This window comes from Streptomyces sp. BRA346, assembly GCF_052851135.1.
On the sequence record NZ_JAIWIH010000003.1, the window covers coordinates 1 to 12,491 of the forward strand.

At 72.2% G+C, this 12,491-nt stretch carries 13 protein-coding genes and 2 pseudogenes; 11 read left to right on the forward strand and 4 right to left on the reverse strand.

Annotated features, from left to right (window positions below):
- Together LCH29_RS04000 and LCH29_RS04005 are read left to right on the forward strand one after the other, a co-directional pair.
- Nucleotides 1-112: sigma factor-like helix-turn-helix DNA-binding protein (locus LCH29_RS04000; protein WP_446460564.1), on the forward strand; the 112-nt coding region annotated here is incomplete at its 5' end.
- A gap of 121 nt (nucleotides 113-233) precedes the next feature.
- Nucleotides 234-785: a DUF6328 family protein gene (locus LCH29_RS04005; protein ID WP_446460565.1), complete on the forward strand. Its 552-nt coding sequence runs from the start codon at nucleotides 234-236 to the stop codon at nucleotides 783-785.
- A gap of 20 nt (nucleotides 786-805) precedes the next feature.
- On the opposite strand, the gene LCH29_RS04010 is transcribed toward LCH29_RS04005, so the two are convergent.
- Nucleotides 806-1,378 (reverse strand): PadR family transcriptional regulator, encoded by a 573-nt coding sequence (locus tag LCH29_RS04010; protein ID WP_446460291.1) that lies wholly within the window; start codon nucleotides 1,376-1,378, stop codon nucleotides 806-808.
- A gap of 91 nt (nucleotides 1,379-1,469) precedes the next feature.
- Here LCH29_RS04010 and LCH29_RS04015 point away from each other — a divergent pair, with 91 nt between their 5' ends.
- The 3 genes and pseudogenes from LCH29_RS04015 (at nucleotide 1,470) to LCH29_RS04025 (ending at nucleotide 2,266) form a co-directional block, all read left to right on the forward strand.
- On the forward strand, nucleotides 1,470-1,901 hold the full coding sequence (locus tag LCH29_RS04015; protein WP_446460292.1) for a nuclear transport factor 2 family protein: 432 nt from the start codon (nucleotides 1,470-1,472) through the stop codon (nucleotides 1,899-1,901).
- 60 nt (nucleotides 1,902-1,961) lie between these two features.
- Nucleotides 1,962-2,051: pseudogene (locus LCH29_RS04020) on the forward strand (3-oxoacyl-ACP reductase); the annotation flags it as partial.
- 80 nt (nucleotides 2,052-2,131) lie between these two features.
- Nucleotides 2,132-2,266 carry a hypothetical protein gene (locus LCH29_RS04025; protein WP_446460581.1) on the forward strand — a complete coding sequence of 45 codons (135 nt, stop codon included), beginning with the start codon at nucleotides 2,132-2,134 and terminating at the stop codon, nucleotides 2,264-2,266.
- A 38-nt stretch (nucleotides 2,267-2,304) separates the two neighbouring features.
- On the opposite strand, the gene LCH29_RS04030 is transcribed toward LCH29_RS04025, so the two are convergent.
- Nucleotides 2,305-3,315, reverse strand: coding sequence for a LacI family DNA-binding transcriptional regulator (locus LCH29_RS04030; RefSeq protein WP_446460293.1), 1,011 nt, complete (start codon nucleotides 3,313-3,315; stop codon nucleotides 2,305-2,307).
- 110 nt (nucleotides 3,316-3,425) lie between these two features.
- Here LCH29_RS04030 and LCH29_RS04035 point away from each other — a divergent pair, with 110 nt between their 5' ends.
- The 5 genes and pseudogenes from LCH29_RS04035 to LCH29_RS04055 all read left to right on the forward strand — a co-directional run bounded on the left by LCH29_RS04035 (nucleotide 3,426) and on the right by LCH29_RS04055 (nucleotide 9,767).
- Nucleotides 3,426-4,580: a Gfo/Idh/MocA family protein gene (locus LCH29_RS04035; protein ID WP_446460294.1), complete on the forward strand. Its 1,155-nt coding sequence runs from the start codon at nucleotides 3,426-3,428 to the stop codon at nucleotides 4,578-4,580.
- Between the two features lie 35 nt (nucleotides 4,581-4,615).
- Nucleotides 4,616-4,663, forward strand: a pseudogene (locus LCH29_RS04040) (hypothetical protein); the annotation flags it as partial.
- A 34-nt stretch (nucleotides 4,664-4,697) separates the two neighbouring features.
- Entirely contained in the window at nucleotides 4,698-4,955 is a 258-nt protein-coding gene (locus LCH29_RS04045) for a hypothetical protein (RefSeq protein WP_446460582.1), read from the forward strand.
- Between the two features lie 104 nt (nucleotides 4,956-5,059).
- Nucleotides 5,060-5,428, forward strand: coding sequence for a CU044_2847 family protein (locus tag LCH29_RS04050; protein ID WP_446460295.1), 369 nt, complete (start codon nucleotides 5,060-5,062; stop codon nucleotides 5,426-5,428).
- Nucleotides 5,418-9,767: an nSTAND1 domain-containing NTPase gene (locus LCH29_RS04055; protein WP_446460296.1), complete on the forward strand. Its 4,350-nt coding sequence runs from the start codon at nucleotides 5,418-5,420 to the stop codon at nucleotides 9,765-9,767. Before LCH29_RS04050 ends, LCH29_RS04055 begins: the two co-directional genes overlap by 11 nt.
- 39 nt (nucleotides 9,768-9,806) lie before the next feature.
- Here the strand turns inward: LCH29_RS04055 and LCH29_RS04060 are convergent, their stop codons facing one another.
- Nucleotides 9,807-10,364, reverse strand: a complete 558-nt coding sequence (locus LCH29_RS04060; protein ID WP_446460297.1) for an NAD(P)H-dependent oxidoreductase — start codon at nucleotides 10,362-10,364, stop codon at nucleotides 9,807-9,809.
- Between the two features lie 95 nt (nucleotides 10,365-10,459).
- Here LCH29_RS04060 and LCH29_RS04065 point away from each other — a divergent pair, with 95 nt between their 5' ends.
- The gene (locus tag LCH29_RS04065) at nucleotides 10,460-11,140 is read left to right on the forward strand and encodes a TetR/AcrR family transcriptional regulator (protein ID WP_446460298.1); all 681 of its coding nucleotides are present in this window, start codon (nucleotides 10,460-10,462) and stop codon (nucleotides 11,138-11,140) included.
- 28 nt (nucleotides 11,141-11,168) lie between these two features.
- On the opposite strand, the gene LCH29_RS04070 is transcribed toward LCH29_RS04065, so the two are convergent.
- Nucleotides 11,169-12,422: an MFS transporter gene (locus LCH29_RS04070; protein WP_446460299.1), complete on the reverse strand. Its 1,254-nt coding sequence runs from the start codon at nucleotides 12,420-12,422 to the stop codon at nucleotides 11,169-11,171.
- Nucleotides 12,423-12,491: the final 69 nt, after the last annotated feature.

A 12,491-nucleotide genomic window follows, 5' to 3' on the forward strand; every position in this document is an offset into this window, starting at 1 on the left:
GACCCAGGGCCGGATCGCCGAACAGCTCGGCATCTCCCAGATGCACGTGTCCCGCCTGATCAACCGCACCTGCGCCCGGCTGCACGACCAGATCGAGGCTCCGGCGGCATGACGCGCGCTGCTCCGCATACCCGACCCTCACCCGGGCCGAGGACGGAACACTCGGCAGGCGACCTCGACGAGGTGAAGCAGGCGTTCATGGGGGCCACGTGGCCTCGGGAAGCGGAGGAGACATGACGATTGCAGAACCGCATCTCGCGGCAGTGCGTGACTCATCATGCCCATCGTGCACGAACACGCCGTCATCCGAAGAGCGCGAACGGCCCGAGTCCGCCCGCGAGCGCGTCAACCGGAAATGGAACGAGATTCTCCAAGAGACGCGGGTCGCGCAGACCGGTGTGCAGATCCTCTTCGGATTCCTGCTCTCCCTCGCCTTCACACCGGCGTTCGGGGACCTGGGAGTCTTCGACCGCACGCTCTATGTGGTGACGGTGGCGTTGGGAGCCTCCTCGGTGGCCGCTTTGATCGCTCCGGTGTCGATCCACCGCTTTCTCTCCGGGCTGCGCATGAAGGATGAGGTTGTGGAAGCCGCCGGTCGGCTCATGGTGTGCGGAATGGTGCTGCTGGCGCTCACCATCGCGTGCACCCTGCTGCTCATCCTCAAGGTCGTCACCGACAGCGTGGTCGGCGAGGTGATCGTCGGCCTGGTCATGCTCTGGTTCGCCATCTGCTGGTACGTCATCCCCTTGCGGCTGCGGCGCAAATCCCGGCGGCGCGTCGGCTGACGTGGCGCGGGCAGTGCGGGTCATCGGCGTGGGGTATCGGCACCTTCTCTTTCCCGGAGGACGGTGACCGTGCGCTCGCACCAGTCGAGGTTGCCGTGTTCGAAGGCCAGGCCGCGCAGGCAGGTGAGGTAGGGGCCGATGCGCTCGCCGTGGCGCAGGAACTCCTCTTCGGTGCGGTCGCCCCGCATGCCGCGCAGGAGCTTGCCGAACAGGTCGATCTTGGCCTGGGCGAGCGCCGCGCGCTCGGTCAGCCGAGCGATCAGCGTCCGGGTGTCGACGTGATCGGCGGCCTGGACCTTGACGACCAAGTCGTCCCGCACGAAGGACGGTTTGGCGGCGGTGGTCGTGAAGTGGTCCAGTTCGGCCAGTCCGGCGTCGGTGACCTGGAACAGGCGCTTGTTGGGCCGGGTGTCCTGGACCACTTCCCGGCCCGTGATCAGCCCGTCCTTCTCCAGCCGCGTCAGCTCCGCGTACACCTGCTGCGGCTGGGCGTGCCAGAAGTTCGCCACCCCGAGGTCGAACGCCTTGACCAGCTGGTACCCGCTCAACTCCTCGTCGAGAAGCGCCGCGAGAACCGCGTGCCGCAACGCCATCGGCTCTCCTCCTCCTTGCGTCGGCCCTGGGAACGGCCTCATCATACTCATGAATCTGACTAGTCATATTTATGAGTATGAGGTGAGAGTCATGACCGCAGCCGCACGGTTCCGCGCCGCCGTCGACAACCGCGACCTGGCAGCCCTGGAGGATCTGTTCACGGACGACATCCGCTTCTACAGCCCCGTGAAGTTCACGCCCTTCGAAGGCAAGCCCATGGTGCTGGGCCTCTTCGGGGTCCTGCTGCGTACCTTCGGGAACTTCCGCTACGTCGGCGACCACGAGGGCACCGCGGAGACGAGCGCCGACGGCAGTGTCTCCTCCTCGGCGGTCCTGCTCTTCCGGGCCGTCGCGGGCGGTAAGGAGATCCACGGCATCGATCTGCTCCACTTCGACGACGACGGCCGGATCAAGGAGTTCACGGTCATGGTCCGGCCGCAGTCCGCCGTCCACGCCCTGGGCGAGGCCGTCCTCGACGGGCTGGTCGCCGACGGACTCCTTCCGGCCCCCGCCGACCGGTAAGGGGGGCGGGCGTTACGCGTCACGGCCTCGCGCGCCGGGATCAGGCGGTCCCTGCCCGACATGCTCGGCCGCGGCACCGGGACCATCGTCACCGTGTCCTCGCTCGCCGCCGTCAACCCCAACCTGCTCGGCGGCGCCGGCTACGGTGCGGCCAAGGCCGGGGTGCGCAACTTCATGACGTTCTCGGCCTCGGAGACCGCGGGGACGAAGCCCTCTACCTGTGGAACGCGTTGTTCGGCCCCCGCGACATCCTCGACCTCATCAAGAGCGGACGCACCGAGGAGGAGGCCGCCACCCGCCTCGTGGCCGCACTGCGCGGCGCCCTGACCGGCTGGTTCACGACGGAGCCGCGATCGGGAGGGTGAGGGACGCCCGCGTGCCGTCCCGCCCGCGGCCGAAAGGTTCAGTCCACCTCGGCCGCGGGTGGCGCCGTGGTGCCCCGTACCTCGAGGGCCGGCGGCGAGAGGACGGTCTCTGCCGGGCGTGCCGGATCCGCGATCCGGTCCAGGAGGTGCTGCGCGGCGCGGCGGCCGACATCGTGGCCGGCGTTGTCCACCGTGGTCAGCCACAGGTGGCGCAGGCGTGAGAGATAGGTGTTGTCGTACCCGACGAGGGAGAGGTCCCGCGGGACCTGGAGGCCCGACTCCTCGGCTGCCGACAGGGCGCCGACGCAGGCGATGTCGTTGAAGGCGAAAACCGCACTCGGCCGCGGCGTTGAACTGAGCAGCCGGACCATGGCCCGGTAGCCGCCCTCTTCGGTCAGGTCGCCCTGCTCGACGAGCGCCGTGCCGTCCAGGCCGTGCTCGTGCATGACCGTCTCGAAGCTGCGGCGGCGCAGCTCGCCGACGACGCCCTGGCCGGCGATGTGGGCGATGCGGCGGTGGCCGAGTCCGATGAGGTGCTCGGTGGCCAGGCGCGCACCGTGCTCGTCGTCGTTGGCGACGACGTCGACGCGGGGGAGCACCGGTTCGCGGGCGCCGGCCACCACGGTGGGGATGTGGGTGGCCGCGGCGCGCAGCACGTTCGAGGGGGGCAGGGTGCCCACGGCTATCAGCCCGTCGACGCGCAGTTCGGTGAAGGTGCGGGTGAGGTCCTCGCCGAGCCGCCGGTTGAGGTGGCCGTCGGCGAGCAGCATGTGCAGGCCGCTGTCGTGGAGACGGGAGTTCATGCCGTCCAGCAGCTCCACGAACCAGGGGTTGCGCATGTCGTTCAGCAGCACGCCGACCGAGCGGGTGCGGCGCTCGCTCAGACTGCGCGCGGCGGCGTTGGGCCGGTAGCCGAGATCCTCGACGGCGGCCAGCACGGCCTGCCGCTTCTCGGGGCTCACCTGCTCGGACCCGCGCAGCACCAGGGAGACCAGTGATTTCGACACGCCGACCCGCTCGGCCACGTCACGGATCGTCGGGGGTCTCATGGATGGACCGTTCCACAAGCCGGTGGGGGGTGTCAAAGGCATTGACACGAGGGAGGACGGGATTCAGGGTGTGGTGGAGCACGAATGGAACGGTCCAATGAAGGGCAGTCATGGCAAGCACGCTCGGCGTCGCCGTCGTGGGATTCGGGTGGATGGGCCGGGTGCACACCCAGGCGTACGCCCGTGTCCCGCACCACTTCCCGCACGTGGGCGCACGCCCGCAGCTGAACTCGGTGGCGGAGGCGGTGCCCGGCCGGGCCGAGGAGGCCGCGGCGCAGTTCGGGTTCGCCTCGGCCACCCGCGACTGGCGTGAGGTCGCGCAGGATCCGCGGGTGCAGGCCGTCAGCATCACCGCGCCGAACTTCCTGCACCGCGAGATCGGCGTCGCGATGGCCGAGGCGGGCAAGCACATCTGGATCGAGAAGCCGGTCGGCCTGACCACCGACGACGCCCGCGCGGTGGCCGATGCCGTCGCCGCGGCCGGTGTGCAGGGAGCGGTGGGCTTCAACTACCGCAACGCGCCCGCCGTCGAGGCGGCCCGCGAGCTCATCGCTTCCGGTGAGCTGGGCACGGTCACCCACGCCCGCGTCCGCCTCTTCAGCGACTACGCGGCGCACCCGGACGGCGCGCTGACCTGGCGGTACGAGCGGGCGCGCGGGGGCAGCGGGGTGCTGGGCGACCTGGCTTCGCACGGCGCGGACCTGGCCCGCTTCCTGCTGGGCGACATCGCCGCCCTGACCGCCGACACCGCGGTCTTCGTCCCCGAGCGGGCCCGTCCGACCGGCGCCACCGCCGGTCACACCCTGGCCACCGGTGGCGAACTCGGCCCGGTCGAGAACGAGGACTACGTCAACTGCCTGCTGCGCTTCGCCTCCGGCGCACGCGGTGTGCTGGAGGCCAGCCGGGTCTCGGTCGGCGAGCAGAACAACTACGGCTTCGAGGTGCACGGCACCAAGGGCGCGGTGTTCTGGGACTTCCGCCGGATGAACGAGCTGGGCGTGAGCCGCGGCACGACCTACCAGGACCAGCCGGTCAGCACGGTGCACGTCGGCCCGGGCGCCGGTGAGTACGGCGCCTTCCAGCCGGGCGCGGCGACCAGCATGGGCTACGACGACCTCAAGGTGATCGAGGCGTACCGCTTCCTGCGCTCGATCACCGAGGGCACACCGTACGGGGCCACTCTGGACGACGCCGTGCACAGCGCGGCCGTACTGGACGCCATGACGCAGTCCGTCGACAGCGGAGCGTGGGTGACGCTGACATGAGCGGCGTACGCATCGGCGTGATCGGCGCGGGCAACATGGGCGCAGACCACGTCGCCACGCTCCACCGCCACGTCTCCGGCGCCGAGGTCACGCTGGTCGCGGACATCGACAAGGAGCGTGCGGCCTCCGTCGCCGGTACCGTGCCCGGCGCCCGGACCACCGACGATCCTCACTCCGTCGGGCAGCGGCACGCAGCTGACGTACACCGAACCGCGAACCGCCCACGACGCCCTGTACTTCGAGGCCGCCGAGGTGGCCCGGTGCGTCGCCGCGGGCCTGCGGGAGACCCCGTTGCGGCCCCTGGAGGAATCGCTCGTCACGCTCCGGTCGATGGATGAGATCCGCAGACTGTGCGGCATCACCTTCGACCAGTAACTCTGCGCCCCCTTTGGCTCGTTCATTTCGGTGACGTCCGGCCCGTCGGCGGATACGGTCTGGTAGGACCGCTTTTTCAGCACCACAGGACGGGTCCCAGCGCCATGACAGCCATCACCACGATCGAACTCGACGACGGCTCACTCCTGCGGGTGGAGACCACCACGCCCACCCCCTCCCGCCCGGCATCCGGCGACCCGTACGAGCCCATCGGCAGGCAACGGATGGCGGACGCCGTCGGGGACGCCGCCGACACCCTGCGCAACGCGGTGGACCGGGTGCGCCCGGCCGTCCAGGACGTCGTCGACTCGCTGCGCACCATGTCGTCCCGCCCGGACCGGATCACGCTGGAGTTCGGTATGAAGGTGACGGCCGAGGCCGGTGTGGTCCTCGCCAAGACCGCCGGTGAGGCGCACTTCACCGTGGGGGTTGAATGGGGGCCCGGCGAGCGTGACCGAACCGATGCCCCCTAGTTCTCTGCCGCGCGGGGCCCGGTACGAGCGGGGCGCCGCCCGGGTGTTCGGCGCCGACGGGGTGGTCGCCGGTGCGGGCTTCCTCGTGGCCGACCGGTTGGTGTGCACCTGCGCCCATGTGGTGCAGGAGCCGGGAGGGGGCCGTCCCGAGGGACCGGTTTCCGTGGACTTTCCGCTGCTCACCGGGGCCGACGCGGGAGCCCCGGTCTCCGCCGAGGTGGAATCCTGGAGGCCGGAGGACGACATCGCGGTCCTGCGCCTGGCCGAGGCGGTGGACGGTACGGAACCGCTGCCGTTCGTGGACGGCACCGGCGATGAGTGGGGCGGGGAGATCCGCGCCTTCGGCTTCCCCGAGGACGCGCCACGCGGGGTGAACGCCACTGGCGTGCTGCGCGGCCGGCAGCGTGCCGACCGGCTCCAGCTCGACTTGGCGGCGCACGGAGTGCCCATCGGGCGGGGGTTCAGCGGGGCCGCTGTCTGGGACGTGGCGCACAGCGCCGTGGTCGGGATGCTGGTCACCCGCGGGCGGTACGGCATCAGCGGCACCGCGTATCTCATCCCGGTGGACCGGCTCCTCGGATCGGATGTGTCCCTGCCCTGCCCGTTCCGCGGTCTGGACCGGTTCGAGGAGGGAGACGCCCGGTACTTCCACGGCCGGGAGAACGAGGTGGGCGAGCTGGTGGCGGCGCTGGGCTCCCGACCCCTCACCGTCCTGGTCGGCCCCTCGGGCAGCGGTAAGTCGTCCCTGCTCAGAGCCGGATTATTGGCGGACCTACGGCGTCGTCGCACGCCCTCTGCCCTGCGGGTGCCCCGGCCCGCCGACGCATCCGGCGCCCCGCCCGAGCACGCCGACGCCTGGGTCGCCGAGGCGGTCACCGCGGTCTGGCACGGGGCGGTCCCCGACACAAGCGCCCGCCAGGAGCGCCTCGCCGCGGTACGCGAGGCGTGTGCCGGGTCCGAGGCGGAGCGGATCGCCTTGCGGGGCCGCCTGTGCGACGAACTCGGGCCGAGGGGTGCCGTGCTCCTCCTGGACCAGTTCGAGGAGTACGCCGCCGACGCGCCGCACGGAGCGCTGCGGGCCTTCCACCTGCTGTCGGCGCTGACCCAGGCCCCCGACCCGGCACAGGGCGGCGGACTGCGCGTCGTACTGACCGCGCGGCCGGCCACGCTGGAGGCGCTCACCGCGGCCGACACCTCGGCATCGCTGGGCCGCGCGGTGACGTTCCTCGCCCCGATGACCGAGGAGGCGCTCACCCGCGCCGTCGAGGAACCGGTCAGAACCGTACCCGGGCTCCGCCTCGAGGACGGCCTGATCCGGCGTCTGGTGAACGACGCCGTCGGCGAGCCGGGCTGCCTGCCGCTGCTCCAGTTCACGCTCACCCAGCTGTGGCGCCGCCGCGAGGCCAACACCCTGACGCACGCCGCATACGAGGAGATCGGCGGCGTCGGGGGCGCCCTGGCCGCGTACGCCGACACCACCCTCGACCAGTGCCTCGCGCGCAGCGGCACGGCCGAGGACGCCGCCCGTCGCCTCTTCCAGCAGCTCGCCCGGCCCGACGGCCGGGGAGGGTTCACCCGCCGCGCCCTGCCCACCCACCAACTGACCTCGGAGCAAGCGGAGTTGGCGCGTACGCTGGCCGCGCGCCGCCTCCTCGTATGGGACGTCGCGCACGGTCCCGCCGACGAGGGCTCCGGCGGCACCGTGCACGTGGTCCACGAGGCGCTGCTCCGGGAATGGCCGCGCGTGGCGGGCTGGCTGCGCGACGGCGCCGAGTTCCGCGAGTGGCAGGACCGCACCGCGGGGGACGCCGCCGAATGGGAGGAGCGCGGCCGGCCCGCGGGACTGCTGCCGCACGGGGTGCGCCTGGCCCAGGGCCTGGAGTGGCTGGGCGTCCGCCCCGAAGACCTCACCGGCCTCGAACGGGCCTACCTGGAGGCGGGGCGACGGCGGCAGCGGCGTGGGCTGCGACGCCTCTGGGGCCTCACCGGACTCGTCACCGCACTGGCGCTGGTGGCGACGGCACTCGCGGTGGACACCTACCGGGCCCGGCAACGGGACCTGCGCGAGTTGCGCACGGCCGCTGCCGCGGAGCTGAGCGAACTGTCCGGCGACACGGCGGAGCGCTCCCCGGACAGCGCGTTCCGCTACGCCGCGGGCGCCTGGCAGGCGCGGCACACGCCGGAGGCGCAGCAGGCCCTGTTCGCTCAGTACGTCCGTGCGCACGACGTGGTGTCCTCGCACAGCGGGCTGTGGCGGGGCTCGGCACAGAGGATGAGGGTGACACCGGACGGCCGGACTCTCGTGGTGATCTCCCAGCCGGACGGCAAGGCCGCCTTGGAGGTCACGGCCGTCACCGGTGCCCGTGAGGGCAGACCGCGTGCGACACGGCTGCGCGGCGTACCCGCCGACCTCGGACTGAACAGCTTTCAGGACGCGGTCAGTGACGACGGCCGGCGCTACTCGATGGCGACGGCGGGCGGGAGGGTCCTGCTCTGGAACCTGACCGACTCCGTCCCCCGGCCGCACACCCTGTCCGGTCCGTTGGCCGACCGTGGGGACGTCTACGAATCATCCGTGGACTTCTCCGAGGACGGCAAACGCCTGCTGCACTTCTTCCGCTTCAAGGAGCCGCGCCCCGAGGACGACGGACGACGGGCGCTGGTGCGTCTGTGGGACGCGGCAACCGGTCGGAAACTGCCCATGTCCCAACGGTCCGCGGGGCGGCGGGAGCCCGAGAATCCCAGCTCCGCCTGGCTGCTCGGGAACGGGGACCGGATCGCCGTGACCGTCAGCCGACGGGTGAACGGCGGGCGGCAGCCACGCTTCGAGAGCTCTCTCGACATCCATGCCACCGAATCCGGCGAGCGCGTCCGCCGGGTCTACCGGCAGATGGACGTCCTGGGAGCGCAGCAGGCCGACCGGGGCCGCGGTGTCTGGGTGACGCCGGAGGACGGCGCCGCCCGCTGGTACTCCCTGGTGCCCGGAGCGAACCAGCCGAGCGGCACGCTCCCGGGGAGCATCAGGCGCGTGGACGGGACGGGAACCCACCTCATCGACGAGAACGGCACGACGTCGGCCCAGCGGGGCGACTTCCGGCGCGTCACGATCCTCGACGCACGCGGCGACCACCGCTACTGGACCGCCACGGTGCCGGGCAAGGCGCATTCCATGGGTGTCGCGGTCGCCGGAAGCGGCCCGGGCCCGCGCACGCTGCTCACCGCCGAGGGCAACTCCCTGCTTCGGGTACGGGCCGTACCGGCGCCCCCGCCGCTTCAGGCCCGTGACGACGACGCGTCGGCGACCGATGCCGCCCTGGCCGGAGAACCCGACGGCCCGCGCGCCGCACGCCTGCACCGGGGGCGGCTGGAGGTGCTGGGCCCCGGCGTCCGGCGGCGCGACACGCTCCTGCCCGAGCGCGTCCGCAAGCAGAAGGACCTCGACCTCCGCCTGCGCTGGGTCACCTGGAAGGGCGCGGACGCGCTGCTGGTCTGGTCCGAGAAGTCAACCACCGCGCTCCTGTACGACGTCGACACGCTGCGCCCGCGGGTGCGGGTCGCGTGGGACTGCGGCCGGGCGGGCAGTCCGGCCTGGAACGCGCCGCAGGACATCGTGCAGACGGCCGGCGGTGAACTGGTGGTCCTCTGCCGGGGCGGCAGCCTGGTCCGGCTCGACCCGCGCACCGGGGTCCAGAGCGGCGGCCCCGTCCACCTGGAGCGGACCCCGCCGGAATCGGGCACCTTTCCCGAAACGGGTCAGCTCACCCCGAGGCCGGGCCGCCGCGACCAAGTGGCGGTGGTCATGGACCCCTGGCGGGAGCGCGGCCGGGCCGAGGTGTGGGACGCGCGGCACGGCACCCGCGTCGCACGGCTCGAGGGCGCTCCGCTCCGCTACAACGGAGCGGCCTGGCTGGCCTTCACCCCCGACGGTGACCGGCTTGCCGCGCTCGAAGACGACCGCAGGGTGGCATGGTGGCAGGTGGACGAGGAGCGCAAGGACGGCCGGACCCGTCGCCTGGAGGGGGCCGAGGGACTCATGGGCGTGGCGAGCGACGGAACCCTCGTCGTGAATTTCCTGGGGCACGTCGGAGTGGTTTCTCCCGACGGTGAGCTGCTCGGCCGCCTCGAAGAGCCTACGGCGGGAAGCCCGGCCGCCTGGCGCCTCGCCGGCGATACGCTGCGCCTGCTCAGCCCCCGCGACGACCTGACCCTGCGCCTTTCCCCCGGCCAATGGCACCGGACCCTGTGCTCGGCCCTGCACGGCCCCTACACCCCCGCTCAGCGCGCCGCCCCGCGTCTGGGCGTGTCACGGGACACCGAGCCGTGCCCGGACGACCAGTGACCCATGCCCGCGCGGGCACTGCCGTCGCGGCCGTATCGGTCAGGCGGCGGCCTCCACGTGGCCGTGCAGGCGTGCGACCACCTCGGTCAGCTGCGCGGCGACCTCGGCGTCATCGGCCGGGTGGGTCTCCGCGAAACGGGTCAGCGAACCGGGGATGGAGAGCTTGACGTCCTCCAGCACCTTGCCACCGGCGATGCCCGCGGACTTGCGGGTCTCGTCCTGCGCCCACACACCGCCGTACTGGCCGAAGGCGGTGCCGACGACGGCGACCGGCTTGCCGCCGAAGGCGCCGGCGCCGAACGGGCGGGACAGCCAGTCGATGGCGTTCTTCAGGACGGCCGGGATGGTGCCGTTGTACTCGGGCGAGACGAGCAGGAAGGCGTCGGCGGACGCCGCGGCCTCGCGCAGCTTGGCGGCGGCGGCCGGGACGACGTCCTTGACGTCGATGTCCTCGTTGTAGAACGGGATCTCGGCCAGGCCCTCGAAGATCTCCACGTCCGCGCCCTCGGGGGCGAACTTGACGGCCGCCTCGGCGAGCTGGCGGTTGTGCGAACCGGCGCGAAGGCTGCCGACGAGCGCAAGAATACGAACAGACATGCGAACTCCACGGTGCTCAACGTTGTCATCATCCGGACCGAGGTCCGTTTAATGTTGTAGCGGCTAACCGGACCACGGTCCAGTTTTCTTTTCCCATGCTTTACGCTGTTTTCATGTCCAGCGCCCTGCCCCCTTTGCCGACGCCGCAACAGCCGCTCGGCGAGCCCGAGTTGCTCCAGCTCGGCCCCGCCGGGGACGAGCCGTGCCTGCGGGCCGACGCGGCGCGCAACCGGGCCCGGCTGCTGGAGGCCGCCGCCCGGCTGATCGCCGAGCACGGCGTTGCCGGGGTGACGATGGAGGCGGTGGCCGCCGCCGCCCAGGTGGGGAAGGGCACCGTCTTCCGGCGCTTCGGCGACCGCACCGGACTCCTGATGGCGCTGCTGGACCATTCCGCGAAGACGCTCCAGGCCGACTTCCTCGGCGGACCGCCGCCGCTGGGCCCCGGAGCACCGCCCGAGGAGCGGCTGCGGGCGTTCGGCGTGGCGCTGCTGCACCGCTCGGCGGAGCAGTTGGACCTCCAACTGGCGGCCCAGCCGGAGCCCGCTCGCCGGTTCGCCCACCCATCGGCTCAGGCCCTCACCACGCACGTCACCGTCCTGCTGCGGCAGATCACACCGCACGCCGACTGTGATCTCCTGGCCCAGGTGCTGATGGGATATCTCGACCCTGCCCTGATCCACCACCTGACCCGGCAGCGCGGGATGCCCCTGGACCGGCTGGAGGCGGGCTGGGCCGATCTGGTCGCCCGGGTGACGGGCATGGAGCCGCCCCGCTGAGCCCGCGAACCGGCTGAGGCTTCCGGTCTCAGACGCGATCGACGGCTTCCGCGGCACCCGTGAGCTCGGGCCGGGGCGCGGTCTCCCGGCGCGGGAGCATCAGCGGGGTGGCCAGGAGGACGATTCCGGCGGCCGCGACCGCGGTACGGGGACTGGTGGCGGCGGCCAGCAGACCCCACAGGGCGGTCATCGCCGCGATGGCGGTGCTGCTGCTGACCGACCACGCGGTCAGGGTACGGGCGACCCGGTCGGGGCCGGTGTGGTCGAGCCGGTAGGTCGCCAGCAGGGGAGCGAACAGGCCGCAGCACGTCACCAGGCCGAGCTGGACGGCGATGACGAGGACGATCCCGGGGACACCGGGACCGACGAACGCCAGCCCCACCGGCCAGACCGCACGCAGCGCCCCGGCGACGAGGAGCATCCGGTGCTGCCCGAACCGCGCGGCGAGCGGGCGCGCCAGGCGGGCGCCGATCAGGCCGCCCACGCACGGGGCCGCGAACGCCAGACCGTACTGCCAGGGGGCGAATCCGAGGGCGCCCAGCAGGAGTACGGCCAGCAACGGCTCGGAGGCCATGATCAGACCGTTGACCACGATCGCGTTGAAGAACAGCGGCCGCAGCCCGGCGTGGGTGAGGATGTGGCGCCACCCTTCGAGCAGATCGCCCGCGCGCAGCCGCCGGGTGCCGGTGCGTGCGGGGCGCGGCTCCGTCCCGCCGATGGCGCGGATGCTCAAGCCCGAGAGCAGATAGCTGACCGCGTCGGCCACGATCGTGGTCACCGGGCCGAACATCCCGATCGCGGCCCCGCCGAGGGGCGGTCCGACCACCGTCGCGGTCCATGTCGTGGACTCGAACCGGCTGTTCGCGACGAGCAGGTCCTCCGGCGGCAGGAGCGCTTTCAGGTACGCGCCACTGGCGGCGTTGAAGGCGATGTTGGCCGCGGCGACGGCGACGGACACGACCAGGAGTTGTACGAAGGTGAGCCGGCCGAGCGCGAACGCGGCGGGGACGCTCATCATCGCCGCGCACCGGATCAGGTCCATCGCCACCATGACCCGTCGCTTGCGGCGGAACTCCACCCACGGCCCGAGCGGCACCGCGACCAGCGCCCCCACGGCGCGCCCCGCAGCGGCCAGCGCCGCCACCTCGGCCGGTCCGGAGTGCAGCACGAGGACCGCGATCAGGGGAAACGCGCCGAAGCCGAACCCCGTTCCGTACGCGCTGACCGCGTACGCCGCCCACAGCCACCCGAAACGACGCCCCAGCGTCCGTCTGCCCGCCATGTCCCATGCCCCCTAACTAGGGTCTTTCTGACGGATCTCCGCGGCGTCGCGACGCCCTGCACGGTCTCC